Origin of the sequence: Massilia sp. Mn16-1_5 (assembly GCF_004798585.1) — a bacterium.
Taxonomy (GTDB): domain Bacteria; phylum Pseudomonadota; class Gammaproteobacteria; order Burkholderiales; family Burkholderiaceae_D; genus Telluria.
Genome location: NZ_PPXQ01000001.1, coordinates 113,614 through 133,275, shown reverse-complemented (window position 1 = coordinate 133,275; position 19,662 = coordinate 113,614). Strand labels below are relative to the sequence as shown.

The 19,662-nt window shown below is 66.8% G+C and carries 18 protein-coding genes; 8 read left to right on the top strand and 10 right to left on the bottom strand.

The genetic code is table 11. The features are described from left to right. Positions 1–6 precede the first annotated feature (6 nt). The 4 genes from C2862_RS00580 to C2862_RS00565 are packed head-to-tail and all read right to left on the bottom strand — an operon-like array spanning position 7 to position 4,795. Positions 7–957, bottom strand: a complete 951-nt coding sequence (locus tag C2862_RS00580; RefSeq protein WP_136218173.1) for a glycosyltransferase family 2 protein — start codon at positions 955–957, stop codon at positions 7–9. Then, the gene (locus C2862_RS00575) at positions 958–2,427 is read right to left on the bottom strand and encodes a glycosyltransferase family 39 protein (RefSeq protein WP_168709967.1); all 1,470 of its coding nucleotides are present in this window, start codon (positions 2,425–2,427) and stop codon (positions 958–960) included. A 2-nt stretch (positions 2,428–2,429) separates the two neighbouring features. Further along, positions 2,430–3,431: an NAD-dependent epimerase/dehydratase family protein gene (locus C2862_RS00570; RefSeq protein ID WP_136218171.1), complete on the bottom strand. Its 1,002-nt coding sequence runs from the start codon at positions 3,429–3,431 to the stop codon at positions 2,430–2,432. Continuing rightward, a complete protein-coding gene (locus C2862_RS00565) occupies positions 3,428–4,795 on the bottom strand; it encodes a UDP-glucose/GDP-mannose dehydrogenase family protein (RefSeq protein ID WP_136218170.1) in 1,368 nt (455 codons plus the stop codon). The genes C2862_RS00570 and C2862_RS00565 overlap by 4 nt, the downstream gene beginning before the upstream one ends. 180 nt (positions 4,796–4,975) lie before the next feature. On the opposite strand from C2862_RS00565, the gene C2862_RS00560 reads away from it, so the two are divergent. The 6 genes from C2862_RS00560 (at position 4,976) to C2862_RS00535 (ending at position 11,272) form a co-directional block, all read left to right on the top strand. Further along, the gene (locus tag C2862_RS00560) at positions 4,976–6,058 is read left to right on the top strand and encodes a low specificity L-threonine aldolase (RefSeq protein ID WP_136218169.1); all 1,083 of its coding nucleotides are present in this window, start codon (positions 4,976–4,978) and stop codon (positions 6,056–6,058) included. A gap of 39 nt (positions 6,059–6,097) precedes the next feature. After that, the gene (thyA, locus tag C2862_RS00555) at positions 6,098–6,892 is read left to right on the top strand and encodes a thymidylate synthase (RefSeq protein WP_136218168.1); all 795 of its coding nucleotides are present in this window, start codon (positions 6,098–6,100) and stop codon (positions 6,890–6,892) included. A gap of 4 nt (positions 6,893–6,896) precedes the next feature. Continuing rightward, a complete protein-coding gene (locus tag C2862_RS00550) occupies positions 6,897–7,568 on the top strand; it encodes an MOSC domain-containing protein (RefSeq protein WP_136218167.1) in 672 nt (223 codons plus the stop codon). A gap of 143 nt (positions 7,569–7,711) precedes the next feature. Beyond that, complete coding sequence (locus tag C2862_RS00545) at positions 7,712–8,206, top strand: dihydrofolate reductase (protein WP_136218166.1); 495 nt, start codon at positions 7,712–7,714, stop codon at positions 8,204–8,206. Continuing rightward, the gene (locus C2862_RS00540; RefSeq protein WP_136218165.1) at positions 8,203–8,826 is read left to right on the top strand and encodes a DUF4337 domain-containing protein; all 624 of its coding nucleotides are present in this window, start codon (positions 8,203–8,205) and stop codon (positions 8,824–8,826) included. Before C2862_RS00545 ends, C2862_RS00540 begins: the two co-directional genes overlap by 4 nt. 190 nt (positions 8,827–9,016) lie before the next feature. Further along, a complete protein-coding gene (locus C2862_RS00535) occupies positions 9,017–11,272 on the top strand; it encodes an arginine/lysine/ornithine decarboxylase (protein WP_136218164.1) in 2,256 nt (751 codons plus the stop codon). A 64-nt stretch (positions 11,273–11,336) separates the two neighbouring features. On the opposite strand, the gene C2862_RS00530 is transcribed toward C2862_RS00535, so the two are convergent. The 5 genes from C2862_RS00530 to C2862_RS00510 all read right to left on the bottom strand — a co-directional run bounded on the left by C2862_RS00530 (position 11,337) and on the right by C2862_RS00510 (position 14,991). Next, positions 11,337–11,999, bottom strand: coding sequence for a cation transporter (locus C2862_RS00530; RefSeq protein WP_373888239.1), 663 nt, complete (start codon positions 11,997–11,999; stop codon positions 11,337–11,339). Positions 12,000–12,050: 51 nt separating this feature from the next. After that, a complete protein-coding gene (gene dcd / locus C2862_RS00525; RefSeq protein ID WP_136218162.1) occupies positions 12,051–12,617 on the bottom strand; it encodes a dCTP deaminase in 567 nt (188 codons plus the stop codon). 66 nt (positions 12,618–12,683) lie between these two features. Then, positions 12,684–13,517: an alpha/beta fold hydrolase gene (locus C2862_RS00520; protein WP_136218161.1), complete on the bottom strand. Its 834-nt coding sequence runs from the start codon at positions 13,515–13,517 to the stop codon at positions 12,684–12,686. A 75-nt stretch (positions 13,518–13,592) separates the two neighbouring features. Next, the gene (locus tag C2862_RS00515; protein WP_136218160.1) at positions 13,593–14,459 is read right to left on the bottom strand and encodes an intradiol ring-cleavage dioxygenase; all 867 of its coding nucleotides are present in this window, start codon (positions 14,457–14,459) and stop codon (positions 13,593–13,595) included. A gap of 13 nt (positions 14,460–14,472) precedes the next feature. After that, on the bottom strand, positions 14,473–14,991 hold the full coding sequence (locus C2862_RS00510) for a Spy/CpxP family protein refolding chaperone (protein WP_229467228.1): 519 nt from the start codon (positions 14,989–14,991) through the stop codon (positions 14,473–14,475). 170 nt (positions 14,992–15,161) lie between these two features. Here C2862_RS00510 and C2862_RS00505 point away from each other — a divergent pair, with 170 nt between their 5' ends. Together C2862_RS00505 and C2862_RS00500 are read left to right on the top strand one after the other, a co-directional pair. Then, the gene (locus tag C2862_RS00505) at positions 15,162–15,854 is read left to right on the top strand and encodes a response regulator transcription factor (protein ID WP_136218159.1); all 693 of its coding nucleotides are present in this window, start codon (positions 15,162–15,164) and stop codon (positions 15,852–15,854) included. A gap of 2 nt (positions 15,855–15,856) precedes the next feature. After that, on the top strand, positions 15,857–17,311 hold the full coding sequence (locus C2862_RS00500; RefSeq protein WP_229467227.1) for a cell wall metabolism sensor histidine kinase WalK: 1,455 nt from the start codon (positions 15,857–15,859) through the stop codon (positions 17,309–17,311). Here the strand turns inward: C2862_RS00500 and C2862_RS00495 are convergent. Continuing rightward, positions 17,308–19,650 carry a DNA internalization-related competence protein ComEC/Rec2 gene (locus C2862_RS00495; protein WP_136218158.1) on the bottom strand — a complete coding sequence of 781 codons (2,343 nt, stop codon included), beginning with the start codon at positions 19,648–19,650 and terminating at the stop codon, positions 17,308–17,310. The genes C2862_RS00500 and C2862_RS00495 overlap by 4 nt on opposite strands. Positions 19,651–19,662: the final 12 nt, after the last annotated feature.

Here is a 19,662-nt window from a genome sequence, read left to right as displayed (position 1 = left end):
CGCGCTTCAGGTTCTTGCATGCTCGCCTGGACACCGGACATCCCGCTTGATGTGATAAGGCTTCTTGTTCTGGGATTCGTAATAGGTCCGCATGATGAGATCCGCGATGAAGCCGGTCGTAATCAACTGGATCCCGGCCACCGTCAGCAGCAGGCCAAGAAACAGCAAGGGCCGCCCGGCAATCTGTGCACCCATGAGCTTGTCGAACAAGACGTAGGCGTTCAGGACGCATCCCACGCACAAGGAGACGATCCCGACCGTCCCGAACAGGTGCATCGGCCGCTGGCCGTACTTGCGGACGAAGACCATCAGCATCAGGTCGCTGGCGACCCGCAGGGTGCGATTGATGCCGTATTTCGACACACCAGCATGGCGCGCATGGTGCCGCACCGGCATCTCCGTCATGCGCGCGCCGTACATGCTGGCCAATACCGGAATATAGCGGTGCAGTTCGCCATACAGTCCGAGGTTCTTGGCGACGTCGCTCTTGAACAGCTTCAAGGTACAGCCGTAATCGCTGATGTGGACCCTGGTCGCCCGCCGGATCAGCCAATTGGCGAGCTTGCTCGGGAATTTGCGCAGCAGGAAGCCATCCTTGCGCCTGGTGCGGATACCGGCCACCACGTCCCAGTCCCCTTCCCGCATGCGCGCCATCAGCAGCGGAATATCGCGCGGGTCGTTTTGCATATCGCCATCGAGCATGACGATCAGCGCGCCGCGCGCGGCGTCGATGCCTGCGGCCATCGCCGTGGTCTGGCCGTAGTTGCGGCTCAAGACGAGGATCCGGGTATGGGACCCGGCGAAACGCTCTATTTCCGCGACGGTGCCGTCCCTGGAGCCGTCGTCGACGAAGATGAGCTCATGTTCGATCCCGGCCAGGGCCTCGGCAAGCCGGGCAATCAGGGCTTGCATGTTGCCCTGCTCGTTCATGACCGGAATGACGACCGACAATAGCATTTATTTTTCCTTTACCGAGACGAGCGCGTAGTCGACCGCCATGGCGCCGTGGCGGTCGCGGGGCGTGCCGACGGCGAGCCGCCCATGCTCGCGCAGTACGCCGCCCGGGTAGGCACGCAGGAAAGGCTCCGGCCAGCCGCTTGTGCCCCCCGTGCGCTGGCCGGAATCGATCAGGAGGACCTCGCCACCGAGCGCAGGCCGTCGCCGCAGTACCTCGGGCAAGAGCATGACGGTCCACGCCGGGTTATGCAGGTACAGGTTTCCCGCCGCTGTCAGCTCGCTGGCGACCAGGATTCTGGCCTGCGGAAAGCGCCGCATCAGCTGGGCCGAGAGTTCGGCGAACGGTGCGCGCGTGTTCTTGCCCAGATAGGCGCGTGCCGACAGGCCCGCCAGGATGAGGATGGCGAAGATGCCCGCCGTCCACAGCACGCCCCGGCACGCCGCGCGTTGTGCCAGCATCGGAAAGATCGCAAGGAAGGCGAGCGGCGACAGGAACAGGATCGGCTGCAGCCAGCGCTCCTTGACACTGCCGAGCCCGCCGCCGAGGACCAGGGCCGCGACGCATGCCGACACCGCCAGGTGATACCAGAGAAAATAGCGGGCCTGGGGAAGCTCGAAGCTTGCCCGGGCCTGCTCCCGCTGCCGCCACCAGATCCATCCGTATACGATCCATAGCGGCGTCAGGAACAGGAAGCCCGCGCCCACCATGCCGGCGAAACCGCGCGCCACATTGCCGCCATAGCCCGCCGCGCCGCCATGCATTTTGGCGCCGGTGGCGCGCGTCGCAAGGTCCAGGTGCTCGAACAGCCAGAGTCCGTGCGGCACCAGCGACAGCAGCAGCGCCGCCAGCGCTATCCATGCCTTGCGGTCCCACACTGCCCGCCGGTGTTCGGGAACCAGCAGGCTGCTTGCGACCAGGCCAAGCGCGTACACCGCAAAGTTATATTTGGACTGCAGCCCGAGACCGAGCAGGAGGCCCAGGAGCGCATAGCGCAGCGCGCTGCGCTGCCTGAGCAGGCCGACATAGCACCACAGCGTGAGCGCGGCCACGCAGGTCGCCAGCACCGAGTGCGTCAGGTCCCGCTGCGACTCCCATCCAATTTGTGGCAACAGGACGAGCGAGGCGGCCGCCATGATGGCGCCATACCTGCCGACGAGCGGCCTGGCTGCGCAGAACATCGCCAGGTAGGTCCCGAACAGGAGCAGGTTCTTCTGGACGGACAGGGCAAGCAGATTGACGCCGAACAGGGAAAACAGGAGCCATTGCAGCCAGGAATACAGCGGTGGCTGGGTGCCATAGCCCAGTTGCAGCTCCTGGTAGCTCAGGACGGATTCCGCTTCGTCCAGGTCGAGCATGGCGGGCGAGCTTACGCGCAGCACCACGTGGAGCAGGAAGTAGGCCGCGACGACGAGCAGGAACCGGGTGCCCGCCCCTTGTTCGTACGCCGTCGGCGTGCCGTCGTCGCGCATGGCTAAGCTGTCTTGTCGTGAGCCATCCAGGCGAGCAGCCACTCCCGGAAGCGGGTCAGCCCCTCCGCGAGCGGTGTCGCCGGCGCGAAGCCGACCCATTCGTGCAATTTGCGCGTGTCGGCATAGGTCATCGGTACGTCGCCGGGCTGCATCGGCCGGAACTGGATGCTTGCCCTGACGCCGAGGACCGCCTCCAGGGCGGCGACGAAGTCCAGTACCCGAACCGGCTGGCGGTTACCAACGTTGAACACGGCGTGCGGCGCGTGCTGCGTGTTGCTTGCGGGCGGCTTCGCCAGGATCCGTACGATCGCCTCGACGATGTCGTCGATATAGGTGAAGTCGCGTTGCAGGGCGCCCTGCGCGTACACCGCGATCGGCTCGCCCTTGAGCATCTTGTGCGCGAAGCTGAAATAGGCCATGTCCGGACGGCCCCAGGGCCCGTACACGGTAAACAGCCGCAGTCCGCTGGCCGCGAAGCCGTACAGGTGGCTATAGGAATGGGCCAGCGCCTCGTTCGCCTTCTTGGTGGCTCCATAGAACGAGACCGGCGCGTCGGTCCTGTCGCTCTCCCTGAACGGCGCTGCCGCGCTTGCGCCGTAGACGCTGCTGCTGCTCGCATACACCAGGTGGCGCGGCTTGAAGCGGCGACAGGCTTCCAGTATGTTGGCAAACGCCACCAGGTTCGATTGCACATAGCTGGCGGGATGCTCGATCGATTGGCGTACGCCGGCCTGCGCAGCCAGATGCACGACATAGGCAGGCTGCACCCGTTCGAACAGGCCGTCGACTTGGCGCATATCCGCCAGTTCCACGGTTTCGCAACGGACGCCGTGGGGCGCCAGCAAGGCATGGACACGCTCATGCTTCAAAGCGACCGGGTAATAGTCATTGAAATTGTCGCATGCGGCAACGCTTGCACCCATGCGCGCGAGCCGGGAGGCGACGGAACTCCCGATGAAACCGGCCGCACCGGTGACCAGGACAGGCTGGCTGGCCGGGATCATTGGCGCTCCATTGGCACGCGCCTGCCGATACCGTGATAAGCCAGCCCGAAGGGCACGACCGCGTCGGGCTCGTACAGGTTTCTACCGTCAAAAATGGCCCGGTGCCGCAGGGCGCTGGCCAGGAAGTTGAAATCGGGCGAGCGAAACTCTTTCCACTCCGTGGCAATCGCAAGAACATCGGCGCCTTCGACGGCTTCCGCCGCGGAACCGGCCATGCTGAGCAATCGTTGGCAGCGTGCCTCGCCATGCTGGCTGACCAGGGCCTGCCTTGCCTCCTTGCCGGCGACAGGGTCGTAGGCCCGCACGCGGCAATTCGCCGAAAACAGCTCGCGTATCAGCGCCAGACTGGGCGCCTCGCGCACATCGTTCGTATTCGGCTTGAACGCCAGGCCCCAGAGGGCGACGGTTTTTTCTTCCAGCTTCTCGACGCCCCTGAAAAAGCGCACGATCTTCCTGAACAGGATCGTCGTTTGCGCGCCGTTCACCGCATCGATGGCATGCAGGATGCGCAGGGGCTGCCCATGGTCGGCCGCTGTCTTCAGGAGCGCCCTGACGTCCTTCGGGAAGCAGGAGCCGCCGTATCCGATGCCGGCATACAGAAAATCCGGGCCGATGCGCGGATCGGAACCGATCCCGCGCCGCACCTGCTCGATATCGGCGCCCAGTGCCTCGGCCAGCACGGCGAGTTCGTTCATGAAGCTGATGCGCGTTGCCAGCATGGCGTTCGCACCGTATTTCGTCAGCTCGGCACTGCGCACATCCATGTCGACCAGCTTTTCGTGGTTGCGGCTGAACGGCGCATACAGGCGGCGCATGACGGCCCTTGCCAGGGGATTGTCGCTGCCGACGACGATCCGGTCCGGACGCATGAAGTCCGCGACCGCTGCGCCTTCTTTCAGGAATTCCGGGTTGCTGATGACCGAGAACTCGATGGCGGCGCCCCGTGCCGCGAGTTCTTCCCGGACCAGGTGTTTCACCCGGTCGGCAGTGCCGACGGGAACCGTCGATTTATTGACGATAATGGCCGGCCCCTGCATGCGCCGGCCGATGCTGCGCACCGCGGACAGGAACTGCGTCAGGTCGGCCCTGCCGTCTTGATCAGGCGGCGTGCCCACGCACAGGAAAATGAGCCCGGCGTGCGCAAGCGCCTCATCGAGGCTGGCGCTGAAGCGCAACCTGCCGGCCGCCATGTTATGGGCGACCAGGGCATCGAGGCCGGGTTCGAAGATCGGTATCCGGCCGGCATTGAGCAGGTCGATCTTGCGTTCGTCCGCGTCGACGCACAAGACCGTATTGCCCACGTCGGCGAAGCAGGCGCCCGAAACGAGTCCGACATACCCTGTGCCAATCATCGATAGCTTCATGTGCGTACAAATCAATGGACAACGAACAAGCGGTCGGGGAAGCATATGTACGCATGAGTAGACCGCTGAGGTCCGAACGAAGTTCCCGCTAACTGAACCGTGCGCCGCGGGATCGCCAAGGCCCCTTCCCCGTGGCCGCGCCGAGGGTGTAAAGTGACAGCCCCAAACCTGGAGCTCATCTTGACCGACGCCGAACTGATCCGCCGCTGCGACACCGTCTTCCCCGGCCACCGCGCCCGCACCCCGGCCGACCTGTACGCCGCCATGGCCGCCTGGTGCGGACAACAGGGCGTCGAGCACGACGTGTATGGGGCCGGCAGCCTGATCGAAAGCTTCGAGGACAAGATCGCCGCCCTGCTCGGTTTCGAAGCCGCCGTCTTCTGCATCAGCGGCACGATGGCGCAAGTCACCGCACTGCGCCTGGCCTGCGCCGAGCGCGGCAATGCGCCGGCCGCCCTGCACCCGACCTCCCACATCTTCGTCCACGAACGCTCGAACTACCAGCTGCTCGGCCACTTCGACGCACTGCAGGTGGGCGAGCGCACCCGTCCCTGGACGGCGGCCGACATCACGGGCGTGCCCGACAGGCTCGGGGCGGTCGGCCTGGAGATTCCGATGCGCGAGATCGGCGGCCAGTTGTCGCACTGGGAAGAACTCGAGGCGATCAAGGCCCATTGCAAGGCGCGCGGCATCCACCTGCACATGGACGGCGCGCGCCTGTGGGAGGCGCAGGCCGGCTACGGACGCAGCGCGCGCGAGATCGCCGCCGGCTTCGATTCGGTCTACGTGTCGCTGTATAAAGGGATCGGCGGGCTCGGTGGCGCGATGCTGGCGGGCTCGCGCGCCTTCGTCGACCGCGCCGCCGAATGGTTCCGGCGCCAGGGCGGCAACGTGATCCACCGCTCGCCCTACATCGTCTCCGCCGCGATGCAGTTCGACGCGCGCCTGGCCGCGATGCCGGACTACTTCCGCCGCACCGAGCTGCTCTACGCGCTGCTTGCCGCGTATCCGGCAATCCGCGTCAATCCGGCCAAGCCGGCGGCCAACATGCTCCATGTGCACCTGCCGGTCAGCCGCGAGCGCGCACTGGCGATCCGCACCGAACTGGCCGAGCAGCACGGCATCTGGCTCTTCAACCGCGTCTCGCACGGCGTGCTGCCGGAGACCAGCTACTTCGAGCTGTACGTCGGCGACAACCTGCTGGCCGTGCCGGAGGCGCGCCTGCGCGAGGCCCTGACCTTGTTCGCGGCTGCGTTGACATAAGATACAATGTACAATGGCGCGTTTTTTCGAAAGTTAACGATGCGCCAATACCTCGACTTCATGCGCCATGTGAAAGAGCACGGCACGCTCAAGACCGACCGCACCGGTACCGGCACCCTGTCCGTGTTCGGCCACCAGATGCGCTTCGACCTGGCCGAGGGCTTCCCGCTGGTGACCACCAAGAAGGTGCACCTGAAGTCGATTATCCATGAACTGATCTGGTTCCTGCAGGGTTCGACCAACATCGGCTACCTGAAGGAAAACGGCGTCTCGATCTGGGATGAATGGGCCGACGCCAACGGCGACCTCGGCCCGATCTACGGCTACCAGTGGCGCAACTGGCCGACGCCGTCCGGGGACCACATCGACCAGATCTCGCAGGTGCTCGAGCAAATCAAGAATACACCGGACTCGCGCCGCATGATCGTCTCCGCCTGGAACGTGGCCGATATCCCGCAGATGAAGCTGCCGCCCTGCCACGCCTTCTTCCAGTTCTATGTCGCCGACGGCAAGCTGTCCTGCCAGCTCTACCAGCGCAGCGCCGACATCTTCCTCGGCGTACCCTTCAATATCGCCTCCTACGCCCTGCTGACTCACATGATGGCCCAGCAGGCCGGCCTGGAAGTCGGCGACTTCGTCTGGACCGGCGGCGACTGCCACCTGTACTCGAACCATCTGCAACAGGCGGAACTGCAGCTCTCGCGCGAGCCATTCCCGCTGCCGAAGCTGGTCATCAAGCGTAAACCGGACTCGCTGTTCGACTACCGCTACGAGGACTTCGAGGTCGTCGGCTACGAGTCGCACCCGGGCATCAAGGCGCCGGTGGCGGTCTAAGCCCGTGAACCTCGGCCGCGTCGTCGGACTGGCAGCGCGGACGTCGAAGGCAGCTGCGCCGCAGTCCGTGGACAGCCTGCGCCTGCTCCCGGGCGCCGGCATCGAAGACGAGATCCACGCCGACCCGCATTCTCCGCGCCAGCTGCTGCTGGCAAGCCGGGACGTCTACAAGGACTTCGGGCTCCCGCCGCACGCGCTGGGCGAAAACCTGCTGCTCGAAACCGATACTGCCTGTCTCCGTTCCGGCACAGTCCTGCAAATCGGCGACCAGGTCCAACTGCGCATGATGTTCCAATGCGAAGCCTGCGGCCAGCTCGACGCCGTGCAGCCGCGCCTAGCCACGCGCATCGGCAGCCGGCGCGGCATGCTGGCGCGCGTGCTGGCGGGAGGCGTCATCCGCGCCGGCGACACCGTGCGCGACCTCGGCGTGCTGGCGCAACCCTGGCTGGACGACTGGCGCGAACGCGTCCGTCGCGTGCTCGACGCGGTGCCAGAAGGCAGCGTGGTCGAATACCGCGTGCTGGCGCGCTTGGCGGGCATCCAGTCCAGCTATTGCCGCGCCTTTCCGCGGCTGCTGGCCCGCCTCGGGCCGTACTACATGGCCACGGCGGTCACCGCGCAATCTCCTGCAGCCCTGCCACGCTGGCAAGGCGAAGGCCTGTTCGAACAATATTGAATTGCGCAGAAGAGGCTTGACACGCCGCCTGCGTCAAGACACCATCTGGCCTCCCTACCTGGTCAATCGATAAGGACTACCGACATGCACGCGCCCGCCCCTGCCTTTCACCAATATTCAGGGGAAGCCCAAGGAGATAGCCAATGCGCCGCCTGACCCTGGTCGTGGCGATCGACGCGCAGCGCGGCATCGGCATCGACAATAGACTGCCCTGGCACCTGCCGGAAGACCTGGCCCACTTCAAGCGCGTGACGCTCGGCCAGCCCATCGTCATGGGCCGCAAGACCTTCGACTCGATCGGCCGCCCGCTGCCGGGCCGGCGCAACATCGTCGTCACCCGCAATGCCGGCTGGCGCCACGAGGGTGTCGAGACCGCGCATTCGCTGGAAGGCGCGCTGGCGCTGCTGGGTGACTCGGATGCCAGCATTATCGGCGGCGGCCAGATCTTCGCCGAATCGATGCACCTGGCGCAGCGCATGATCGTTACCGAAATCGCTCACACCTTCGATTGCGACGCCTTCTTCCCACCGATCGACCCGGCCGTCTGGATTGAGACCGCACGCGAGACCCACCATTCGGAGGCCCAGGGCTACGACTATGCCTTCGTGACCTACGAACGCGCGGGAAGCGGCGCGTGAACGCCCCGGCTCCCCGCGCCGGCGACGGCTTCGCCGGCAAGGTCGCGGTCCTGATCGCCGTGCTGGCGACCATCGGCACCCTGTTCGGCTATCTCGGCAGCGGGATGCAGAACGAGGCTTCGCTCTACAAGAGCAATGCGGCGATCGACAAGACCAGTTCGGCCAACGCCTGGAGCCACTACCAGGCCAAGTCGAACAAGCAGAACCTGGCCGAGCTGGCGCTCGCGATTCCCGGCGTCGACCAGGCGCGCTACCGCCTCGACGTGGCGCGCTACCGGCTGGAAAAGGACGAGATCCGCAAGGAAGCCGAGCGCTGGGAGGCATCGTCCAGGGAATGGAACGCGAAATCGGATCAGGCCCTGCACCGCCACCGCCAGTGGATGCTGGCCTCGGTGGTGCAGCAGATCGCGATCTCGCTGGCGGCCGTCGCCCTGCTGGCGCGCCGCACCTGGCTGCTGACCGCGACCTGCGCGGTGGCGACCTTCGGCCTGACCCTGGGCATCTTCGCCGCCCTGCGCGCCGAGCCGACGCCGGCGCTCTACGGGCCTTTCCTGGCGGCCGGCGGCGCGGCGCTGCTGCTGGTCCTGTTCCGGCGTTTCAAGCCGCGCCCGGGCAGTTAGCCCGCCCAGTCCGGCGGTCCCGGCACTGATGTGCGCCGCCGAGGCGCGCATCCCGTTACCCTTATAAAAAAATGTACACCGGGCAGTGGATTTTCTGCGAAAATCCGCTTCTTATTTTTCGGTGCCGTGCGTGGCAGGCCGTCCAACCCGGACGGAACTGCTCCCACGGCGCTTCGCATTGGAGCTGTCAATGAAATTTCGTTTCCCCATCGTCATCATTGACGAGGATTTCCGTTCCGAGAACACGTCCGGCCTGGGCATTCGCGCCCTGGCCGCGGCCATGGAAAAGGAAGGCATGGAGGTGCTGGGCCTGACCAGCTACGGCGACCTGTCGCAATTCGCCCAGCAGCAGTCGCGCGCCTCGGCATTCGTGCTGTCGATCGACGATGAGGAATTCGGCGGCGGCTCGGTCGAGGAAACCGACCAGGCCCTGATGGGCCTGCGCGCCTTCGTCAAGGAGATCCGCCACAAGAACTCGGACATCCCGATCTACATCTACGGCGAGACCCGCACCAGCCGCCACATCCCGAACGACATCCTGAAGGAGCTGCACGGCTTCATCCACATGTTCGAAGACACCCCGGAATTCGTCGCGCGCCACATCATCCGCGAAGCCAAGTCCTATCTCGACTCGCTGGCGCCGCCCTTCTTCCGCGCGTTGGTCAACTACGCCTACGACGGCTCCTACTCCTGGCACTGCCCGGGCCACTCGGGCGGCGTCGCCTTCCTGAAAAGCCCGATCGGCCAGATGTTCCACCAGTTCTTCGGCGAGAACATGCTGCGCGCCGACGTCTGCAACGCGGTCGAGGAACTGGGCCAGCTGCTGGATCACACCGGCCCGGTCGCCAAATCCGAGCGCAACGCCGCACGCATCTACAGCGCCGACCACTGCTACTTCGTCACCAACGGGACCTCGACCTCGAACAAGATGGTCTGGCACTCGACCGTCGCCCCGGGCGACATCGTCGTGGTCGACCGCAACTGCCACAAGTCGATCCTGCACTCGATCATCATGTGCGGCGCGATCCCTGTGTTCCTGATGCCGACCCGGAACAACCTCGGCATCATCGGCCCGATCCCGCTGGAAGAATTCACGCCCGAATCGATCGCCCGCAAGATCGAGGCGAACCCGTTCGCGCGCGAAGCCAAGGACAAGAAGCCGCGCATCCTGACCATCACCCAGTCGACCTACGACGGCGTGGTGTACAACGTCGAGACCCTGCGCGAGATGCTGGATGGCCGCATCGACACCCTGCACTTCGACGAAGCCTGGCTGCCGCACGCGACCTTCCACGACTTCTACAAGAACATGCACGCGATCGGCCGCGACCGCCCGCGCGCCAAGCAGTCGATGATCTTCTCGACCCAGTCGACCCATAAACTGCTGGCCGGCCTGTCGCAGGCCTCGCAGGTGCTGGTGCGCGAATCGGAGTCGGTCAAGCTCGACCAGGACGCCTTCAACGAAGCCTTCCTGATGCACACCTCGACCTCGCCGCAGTACTCGATCATCGCGTCCTGCGATGTGGCTGCCGCCATGATGGAAGCGCCGGGCGGCACGGCCCTGGTCGAGGAATCGATCCTGGAAGCGCTGGACTTCCGCCGCGCCATGAAGAAGGTCGACGCCGAATACGGCGAAGACTGGTGGTTCAAGGTCTGGGGCCCGGACGTCGAAGGCGAAGAAGGCATCGGCACCCAGGAAGACTGGATGATCCGCGCCGAGGACGACTGGCACGGCTTCGGCAACCTGGCCGAAGGCTTCAACATGCTCGACCCGATCAAGTCGACCATCGTGACCCCGGGCCTGTCGCTGGACGGCCAGTTCGGCGAGACCGGCATCCCGGCCTCGATCGTGACCAAGTACCTGGCCGAGCACGGCGTCATCATCGAGAAGTGCGGCCTGTACTCCTTCTTCATCATGTTCACGATCGGCATCACCAAGGGCCGCTGGAACACGCTGGTGACGGCGCTGCAGCAGTTCAAGGACGACTACGACCGCAACAAGCCGATGTGGCAGGTGATGCCGCAGTTCGCCTCGGCCAACCCGCGCTACGAGAACCGCGGCCTGCGCGACCTGTGCACCCAGATCCACACCTTCTACAAGCAGTACGACGTGGCGCGCCTGACGACCGAGATGTACCTGTCGGATATGGTCCCGGCGATGAAACCATCGGATGCGTTTGCCAAGATGGCGCGCCGCGACATCGAGCGCGTCGCCATCGAAGACCTGGAAGGCCGCACCACCGCCATCCTGCTGACGCCTTACCCGCCGGGCATTCCGCTGCTGATCCCGGGCGAGCGCTTCAACAAGACCATCGTCGACTACCTGCGCTTCGCGCGCGACTTCAACGAGAAGTTCCCGGGCTTCGAGACCGACGTCCACGGCCTCGTCAAGCGCGAGGTGGATGGCAAGCGCGATTACTTCGTGGATTGCGTGCGGCAGGATTGATTCCCGGCGTATTGATGTGAAGAGAGGAGCCGCTGGCTCCTCTTTTTTTTCGCCCTTCGCAGGGTCAGCGGCGCTTGAGCTCCACGACTGGCGCGGGCACGTCCGGGGTCGCCGCGCTCAGCTCCGCCCGCGCATGCACGATCACGCTGCGCGCCGCCGTCAGGCCGAGTACGCCCATCACGCTGGCCACGAACAGGTCCGGCAAGCCGCTCCCGGCCTGCCACACGCCCAGCGCGGCCAGCAGCACGGCGAGATTGCCGATCATGTCGTTACGCGTACAGAGCCAGACCGAGCGCATGTTGGCGTCGCCGTTGCGGAAGGCGAATAGCAGCGCCGCCACCAGGCCGTTGGCCAGCAGGGCCGCGATGCCGATCACGCCCATGGTCTGGGCCGCCGGCACGGTGCCGCTGGCCAGGTGCGTGAGGGCCGAGCCGATCACGAAGACGCCGTAGGCGCCCATGGTCGCGCCCTTCACCAGCGCCGTGCGCGAGCGCCAGACCGGCGCCAGTCCAAGCACGAAGAGGGAAATGCCGTAGTTGGCCGCGTCGCCGAAGAAGTCGACGGCGTCGGCCAGCAGCGAGACGGAACCGGCGGCCCAGCCGCCGGCCAGCTCGACGCCGAACATCAGCGCGTTCACAAACAGCGCGATCCAGAGCACGCGCCGGTAGCGCGGATCGACCGGCGGCTTATCGGGAGAACAGCCGCCGCTGCAGCAATCAGCCACGATGGCCTCCGCTGGAAATGATACGTTTCTACAGACCTGCTTCGATAAACCGTATCAGGTTTTCGGCAGCGTCACGCCGTGCTGGCCCTGGTACTTGCCGCCGCGGTCCTTGTACGAGGTCTCGCAGACTTCGTCGGATTCGAAGAACAGCACCTGGGCGCAGCCTTCGCCCGCATAGATCTTGGCCGGCAGCGGCGTCGTGTTCGAGAACTCCAGCGTCACGTAGCCTTCCCATTCCGGCTCGAAGGGCGTGACGTTGACGATGATGCCGCAGCGCGCATAGGTCGACTTGCCGAGGCAAACGGTCAGCACGTTGCGCGGAATGCGGAAGTATTCGATGGTGCGGGCCAGCGCGAACGAATTCGGCGGGATGATGCAGACGTCGCTCTTCACGTCGACAAACGAGTTCGAATCGAAGTTCTTCGGATCGACGATCGTGCTGTTGATGTTGGTGAAGACCTTGAATTCGTCGGCGCAGCGGATGTCGTAGCCGTAGGACGAGGTACCCCAGGAGATGATGCGGCGGCCCTCTTCCTCACGCACCTGGCCAGGCGCGAAGGGCTCGATCATGCCGTGTTCTTCCGCCATGCGGCGGATCCATTTGTCGCTCTTGATTGCCATCTTTGAACACTTTCAGGATTGCTTATAATTCCGCGATTTTACGCGAAAAGCGGCATCCGGTCGCCCTCAGGCTTGCCGCTGCGTCAGCTTTTCATGCCGCGTCAGGTTGGCGCCCAGCAGGCGCACGATCATCTCGTGGGTCAGTTGCGCGGCGCGGGCGGGGTGCTCCATCGGGTACAGATGGGAACCTTCGGTCATCACGAAGTTCTCGCCGACCAGCTTGCGCGTGGAAGACAGCCCGGCCTGGCGCAGTTCTTCGGAACGGGTCGCGCCGATGAAGCCGACCGGCACCGGGTAGCGGCGCCCGAGCAGCTCGCCGAGGTGGTGCGGCAGCGAATTGTAGATGGCGGTCTCGACGCCGCGGTCGAAACGCAGCTGGACCCCTTCCGGGTGTGGCTTCAGGCCGACCTCGAGATAGTCATCCAGCACGCCCGGCGCCCAGGCGGCGAAGATATCCTTCGACATAAAATGGTCGAAGGCGGCCTGGCGGTTCGGCCAGACGTTGCGGCGACGCTCCGAAAAACGCCCCGGCGAAAAGCGTCCGCCCTTGCCGATCCATTTCACGAAGCGCCAGGCCAGCGCGCGCCAGCCCGCCACCACCGGCGAATCGAGCATCACCACGCAGCGCACCAGCTCGGGACGGCGCGCGGCCGCCATCGCGCTCAGCATGCCGCCCAGCGAGTGGCCGACCAGGATGGCGGGACGGCCGTGCGCTTGCACCTGCTCGATCAGCTCGTCGACCAGCTTGCTCCAGTTGTCGTCGACCGGATAGCGCGGATCGTGGCCCACCATGTCGGTCTGGTGCACCTCGTAATGGACGCGCAGGCCGTCGAGCAGCTGGCGGTAGGTACCGGACGGGAAGCTGTTACCGTGACAGAAATGCAGCAGGGGCTTGGTCATACAGGCGCGCGGACAGTCGAAGGAGCTTCGATTGTAATGTCAGGGAAAACATCCTGCCCCGCGCGCAAGCCTCCTTTAGAGGGAAACACCTACTGTCAGGTCGGCCACGTACCCGTTCACGATGTCGCCGCTCATGCTCGCCATCTGCAGCGACGTACCGTCGCCGAAGACGTTGTCGCTGGCATAGCTGATGCGCGACAGGTTGGCGACGCTGGCGCTGTAGCCGGTGGCGGTGTAGGCCTCGTTCAGGGTCGCCATCGGGAAGGTGAACTGCGAGGTCTTCACGCGGTTGGCGGCGCTGGTCGCTTTCGCCAGCGTCGGATAGACCTCGAAATGCACATGCGGCATGCGGCCGTCGTAGCAGCCGGGGAAGATGGTCGTGAAGGTGACGATGCCGTCGGCATCGGCTTCCTGCACGCCGCGCAGGTAGTTCTCGCCTTGAATCGCACTCGAATACATCGAGTAGTTGCCGTCGCGGTCGCAGTGCCAGAGGTAGACGGTGGCGCCGCTGGCTAGGGCGCAGCCGGCGGCCACGTTCACGAGCTTCAGGCGGATCGTCAGGGGCACGCCCATGGCCACACCCGAGGCGCCGGCCACGCTCCAGCGGATATCCTTGCGCACGATGCCCGACAGGACCAGGGCGTTGGCGACCTTGCCGTTGCTGGCGTTGGTGCCGTCGGCCGGGTACGGGCCGCCGGTTTCCTCGGGGATGACGGAGCACGAGGTCGCCGCGGTCGTTGTCGTTGTCATCGTGGCCGGCGTGGTGGTGGACGTGCTGCTGGTGCTGCTGCCCGTGTCGCCGGTCGCGCCGCCGCAGCCGTAGAGCGGCACTGCGGCGGCGCCGGCGAACAGCCAGCGCAGGCTCCGGCGCCGGCTGGCGGCCGCATTCAACAGCTTGTCGAGGTCGGCCTGCAGGTCGCCGTCGTGGTGATGAGTGCTCATGATTCCTCCCGGCTTATTGGCGCGCTTCGCGTTCCTGCTTCAGCCGGGCGCGTTGCTCCGGCGTCAACAGCGCCATCACCTGGCCGGCCGTGCGCACGCGCAGCAGTTCGCGCGCGGCGATGGCCTGGCCAAGTGCCCTGGTGTGGGCCGCGGCTTTCGCTTCGCTGAAGTCGCCCGCTTCGAACATGGAACGCAGCGCTTCGTGCGCCTTGCGCTCGATCTTGTCCTGTTCGCGCAGCTGCGGCGCTTCGGCGTGCAGGATGGCGAACAGGCGGTCCTGCTGGGCGTCGCTCAGGGCTATCCCGCGCAGGAAAGGCAAGCCCGGGCCGGGGCCCCGGCCGTGATGAAGACCGCCCGGGCCGCGGCGATCGCCCGGGCCCGGTCCGGTGTCTGGTCCCCGCTCTCCGTCGGAACCCGGTACGGCCATGTCTTCGCCTGGCGGCGCAGGTGGCTGCGGTTCGGCAAAGGCGGCCGGCGCGCAAGCGCAGGCCGCGGCGATCAGGAGAGCGGCGGTGAAACGGGATGGATGCATTCTGGTTCCTCTGCAGTGTGCGAAAGGCCCTATTCTTCAACCGGGACGTGTAAAGCGCTGTCAATGCGATGTAAAACCGCGTAAGTCCCCTCCGGCCTCCGCCTTGTAAAGATGGGTAAATGCGCGCGGCGTTCGCGCCCGCGCGCGTGGGGCTTTGCTATCATCGGCGGATGAATAATGTGCTGCTGATCGACGACGATACCGAACTTGTCGCCATGTTTACCGAGTACCTGGAAGGCGAAGGCTTCACGGTGGCCTGCGCCCACGACGGCGTGACGGGCGCGCGCGAAGCCCTGAGCGGACGTTACGCCATCGTCATCCTGGACGTGATGATGCCGGCCCTGAACGGCATCGAGACCCTGCGCCGCATCCGCGCCGCCAGCAAAATCCCGGTGCTGATGCTGACCGGCCGCGGCGACGACGCCGACCGCATCCTCGGCCTCGAGCTGGGCGCCGACGACTACGTCACCAAGCCCTGCACGCCGCGCGAACTGACCGCGCGCGTGCGCGCCATCCTGCGCCGCACCCACGACGCCCAGCCGGGCGCCAACGGCGGCGGCGTGGTGCTCACGGTCGGCAAACTGACCATGCTGCCCGAGCAGCGCCGCGCCACCTGGGACGGCGCCAACCTGGAATTGACCAGCACCGAATTCAACCTGCTCGAAGTGCTGGCGCGCCATGCCGGGCGCCCGGTCAGCAAGAACGAGCTGTCCGAACAGGGCCTCGGCCGCCCGCTGGCGCGCTTCGACCGCAACATCGACGTGCACCTGTCCAGCCTGCGCCACAAGCTCGGCCTGCTCGACGACGGCCGCTCGCCGCTGCAGACCGTCTATCGTCTCGGCTACCAGCTGATCCGCGTGTGACCATGGCGCACAAGATGGGCCGTCCGGCCGGTCGGCTGTTCTGGAAGTTTTTCCTCTCCATCCTGCTGGCCCAGGTGGCGGCGGCGGTCGGCGTCGGCAGTTACTTCTGGCTGCGCGAACAGGCGCGCCTGTCGAACAGCGTCACCAGCATCGAAACCGGCCCGCCGGCCGCCTTCATGCTCGATTCGAGCGCCATCGCCCTGAAATACGGCGGCCTGCCGGCCCTGCGCGAGATCGTCCGGCCGGGCAGCCGCCACACCGTCTACATCGTCGACGCCAGCGGGCGCGAGCTGCTCGGGCGCGAGGTCGCCGCCGGCACGCTGGCGCAGGCGCGGCGCGAACTGGGCGTCGAGCGCCCGTTCCAGCCGGTGCGCGAACTGGTGGCGCCGGATGGACGCCGCCTGCTCGCCTTCGTGCCGCGCCAGCTGCGCGCGGGTGCGCCGCCGACGGGCACACCGGGACAGCCGCCCGCCGCCGCTCCTGGCGACCCGCACGCAGGCCCCCGCGGTCCCGATTTCGGACGCGGCGAAGGACCACGCGGCCCCTTCGGGCCCGGCTGGCCCTTCAGCAAGCCGATCCCGCTGCTGGCCAGCATCATCGTCAGCCTGCTGTTCGCTTTCCTGCTGGCCTGGTATTTCTCGCGCCCGATCCGCGCGCTGCGCACCGCCTTCGAGGCCGCAGCGGCGGGCGACCTGGCGCCGCGCTTCGCCACCAGCCCGAGCGGCGGCGACGAACTGAACGACCTGGGACGCGACTTCGACCGCATGAGCGCGCGCCTGCGCGCCCTGATGGATGGCCAGCGCCGCCTGCTGCACGACGTCTCGCACGAACTGCGCTCGCCGCTGGCGCGCCTGCAAGCCGCCATCGGCCTGGCGCACCAGCAGCCCGAGAAGATGGCGGCCTCGCTGGAGCGCATCGAGCGCGAGAGCGTGCGCATGGACAAGCTGGTCGGCGAACTGCTGACCCTGTCGCGCCTGGAAGCCAACCCGGATCTGCCGAAGCACGAGACGCTCGACATGGCCGAGCTGGTCGACAGCATCGCTTCCGACGCCCGCTTCGAGGCGGGCCCCGACGGCCCGGCCGTCGACGTGCAGATCGATGGCGAGCCTCAGGTAGCGGGCGCGCCCGACCTGCTGTGGAGCGCGATCGAGAACGTCGTACGCAACGCGGTGAAGCACGGCGGCGCCGGCGGCAGCGTCGAGCTGCGGCTGCACGCCGACGCCGGCCTGGTCCACCTCGACGTGCTCGACCGCGGCCCCGGCATCGCGCCGGACGACCTGCCGACCATTTTCCAGCCCTTCTTCCGCTCGAATCCGACCAAGAACAATGTCGACGGCCACGGCCTGGGGCTGGCGATCGCCGAGCGGGTCGTGCATGCGCATGGCGGCGCGATCCGCGCGCAGAATCGCGAGGGCGGCGGATTCCAGGTGAGCATTACGCTTCCACGCTCGGCCTAGGGCTCGAACCAGTAGCGGGCGTGCGCGCGGCGGTATTCGCTTGTGACCAGGTCCGGCCCGAACTCGAAGGTGATGGCGCCGGCGTCGTCGGTGCGCAGGCGCCGGATTTGCAGTTCGCCATAGCGCTCGAATATTTCTTTCTTCGGATGGCGGTAGCGATTCCGGTAACCGACCTGGAACACGCCGATCGCCGGCTGCACCGCCGCCAGGAAGGCAGGGCTGGACGAGGTGCCGCTGCCGTGGTGCGGAGCCAGCAGCACGTCGGCACGCAGTTTCTCGGGGCTGCCGCTGACCAGCGCCGCTTCCTGCGCCGCCTCGATATCGCCCGCCAGCAGCACCGCCCTGCCCTGGGCCGCGATCCGCAGCGTGCAGCTGCGCGCATTCGCCTTCAGGTCGCTGTCCTGGTAGCTCGCGGGCGCGGGTTGCAGCATCTCGAAGACCACGCCATCCCACTCCCACCGCTGGCCGGCGACGCAGCGCGCGTGGCGGCGCGCGGCCTGGACGATGCGGTGGCCCGGGCCGAGGGAGCTGCTCACGGTGTCGACCGGCAGCGCGTCGAGCAGGGTCAGGGCGCCGCCGGCGTGATCGACGTCGCTGTGCGAGACGACCAGGCTGTCCAGGCGCCGGATGCCGCGCGCGCGCAGGTAGGGCAGCAGCACGCGGCTGCCGGCGTCCTGGCCCGGCGCATACTGCGGACCGGTGTCGTAGAGCAGCCGGTGCCCGCGCGTTTCGACCAGCAGCGCCATGCCTTGCCCGACGTCGAAGGCGGTGACGCTGAAGCTGCCCGGCGCCGGATGCGAGGGCTGCAGCAGGAACAGCGGCAGCCAGGCCGCGGCCCCGGCCCAGCGATGCGGCCAGCCGCGCGGCGCCAGCATCCAGGCGGTGCCGAGCAGGGCCAGCACGAACAGCCAGGGCGGCGGCGCCGGCGCGCTCCAGACGGCGAGCGGCAGGCCCGCCAGCCAGTCCAGCGCCCAGGCCAGCAACGCGAGCACGGCGTGCGCAGCAAGCAGGATCGGACCCGCCAGCGGCGCCGGCAGCAGGCTTCCGGCCAGCGCCAGCGGCGTCACGACGAAACTCACCACGGGAATCGCCAGCGCATTGGCGAGCGGGCCGACCAGCGACACTTGCGAGAACAGCAGCAGGGTCAGGGGCACCAGCCCGAGCGTGACCGCATACTGGGTGCCCGCCGCCAGCCGCAGGCTGCCGCGCCAGCCTTCGGCAACCTGCATCCTGCCGACGCCTGCATACAGGATCACGCCGACAGCGCCGAAGGAAAGCCAGAAGCCGGGCCACAGCACGGCCCAGGGATCGAGCAGCACCACCAGCCCGAGCGCCAGGCACAGGATGTGCGACACGCTGGCCAGGCGCCCCAACCACAAGGCCGCGGCGACGACCGCCAGCATATAGAGCGTGCGTTGGGCCGGCACCCCGAAGCCGGCCAGCAGCACATACAGCAGCGCCGCCGCGGCACCCGCGATGGCCGCCACTTTCTGCGCCGGCAGCAGCAACGGCAGTTGCGCCCGCGTGAAGAAGGAACGGCGCCACAGCTGCGACATCGCAAGCGCGGCCATCCCCGCGACCATCGTGATGTGCAGCCCGGAGATCGCGACCAGGTGGCTGACGCCGGTGCGGTTGAAGACGTCCCAGTCCGGCTGTTCGATGCCGCGCTGGTCGCCGACGACGAGCGCCACGATCACGCCGGCGTAGGGCTTTCCGTCGAGCGCGGCGAGGATACGCGCGCGCAGCAGGTCGCGGCAGCGCTCGACCACATTGCCGGGTGTCGCCACGAACGCATTGAGCCTGCCGTTTCCGGGCGCGGCGCGCACGTAGCCGGTGGCGCGGATGCCCTGCCCCAGCAGCCAGGCCTCGTAGTCGAAGCCGTGCGGATTGGCGTTGCCGTGCGGCCGCTGCAGGCGCACCGTCAGGCGCCAGCGCTCGCCCGGACGCAACTGCAGGCGCTCGTCCTCGGCGCGGTACCAGGACAGGGCGAGCATGGGAGGTATCTCCGTTTGCGGCGTCAGGACCTGCTCGACTTCGAACTGGAAGCGCGTGCCCTGGCCGAAGTCGTGCGGGAGTTTGGCGACGGTGCCGACGATGTCGATGTCGCGGCCTTCGTCGGACTTTTCAAGCTGGGGAGCGAGGGCCAGATGGGCGAGGAAGGCGGCCCAGGCGAAGCCGGCCAGGGCGCCGGCAATTGCTGCGCGGACCATGCCGCGCAATGCGATCAGGCAGGCGATCGACGCTGCGAGGCAGGCGGCGATCTGCCACGCCTCAGGGAGCGTTGCGCGTGTCTGCAGGAAGGCCGCGCCGGCGGCGACGCCGAGGATGGTGGAGCGCATGGGCGCGCTTGC

What these genes read in the sequence shown, in the direction of transcription:
- C2862_RS00580 (WP_136218173.1), bottom strand. Translation starts at nt 957, where the DNA reads ATGCTATTGTCGGTCGTCATTCCGGTCATGAACGAGCAGGGCAACATG.
- C2862_RS00575 (WP_168709967.1), bottom strand. Translation starts at nt 2,427, where the DNA reads ATGCGCGACGACGGCACGCCGACGGCGTACGAACAAGGGGCGGGCACC.
- C2862_RS00570 (WP_136218171.1), bottom strand. Translation starts at nt 3,431, where the DNA reads ATGATCCCGGCCAGCCAGCCTGTCCTGGTCACCGGTGCGGCCGGTTTC.
- C2862_RS00565 (WP_136218170.1), bottom strand. Translation starts at nt 4,795, where the DNA reads ATGAAGCTATCGATGATTGGCACAGGGTATGTCGGACTCGTTTCGGGC.
- thyA (WP_136218168.1), top strand. Translation starts at nt 6,098, where the DNA reads ATGCGCCAATACCTCGACTTCATGCGCCATGTGAAAGAGCACGGCACG.
- C2862_RS00545 (WP_136218166.1), top strand. Translation starts at nt 7,712, where the DNA reads ATGCGCCGCCTGACCCTGGTCGTGGCGATCGACGCGCAGCGCGGCATC.
- C2862_RS00535 (WP_136218164.1), top strand. Translation starts at nt 9,017, where the DNA reads ATGAAATTTCGTTTCCCCATCGTCATCATTGACGAGGATTTCCGTTCC.
- dcd (WP_136218162.1), bottom strand. Translation starts at nt 12,617, where the DNA reads ATGGCAATCAAGAGCGACAAATGGATCCGCCGCATGGCGGAAGAACAC.
- C2862_RS00520 (WP_136218161.1), bottom strand. Translation starts at nt 13,517, where the DNA reads ATGACCAAGCCCCTGCTGCATTTCTGTCACGGTAACAGCTTCCCGTCC.
- C2862_RS00515 (WP_136218160.1), bottom strand. Translation starts at nt 14,459, where the DNA reads ATGAGCACTCATCACCACGACGGCGACCTGCAGGCCGACCTCGACAAG.
- C2862_RS00510 (WP_229467228.1), bottom strand. Translation starts at nt 14,991, where the DNA reads ATGCATCCATCCCGTTTCACCGCCGCTCTCCTGATCGCCGCGGCCTGC.
- C2862_RS00505 (WP_136218159.1), top strand. Translation starts at nt 15,162, where the DNA reads ATGAATAATGTGCTGCTGATCGACGACGATACCGAACTTGTCGCCATG.
- C2862_RS00500 (WP_229467227.1), top strand. Translation starts at nt 15,857, where the DNA reads ATGGCGCACAAGATGGGCCGTCCGGCCGGTCGGCTGTTCTGGAAGTTT.
- C2862_RS00495 (WP_136218158.1), bottom strand. Translation starts at nt 19,650, where the DNA reads ATGCGCTCCACCATCCTCGGCGTCGCCGCCGGCGCGGCCTTCCTGCAG.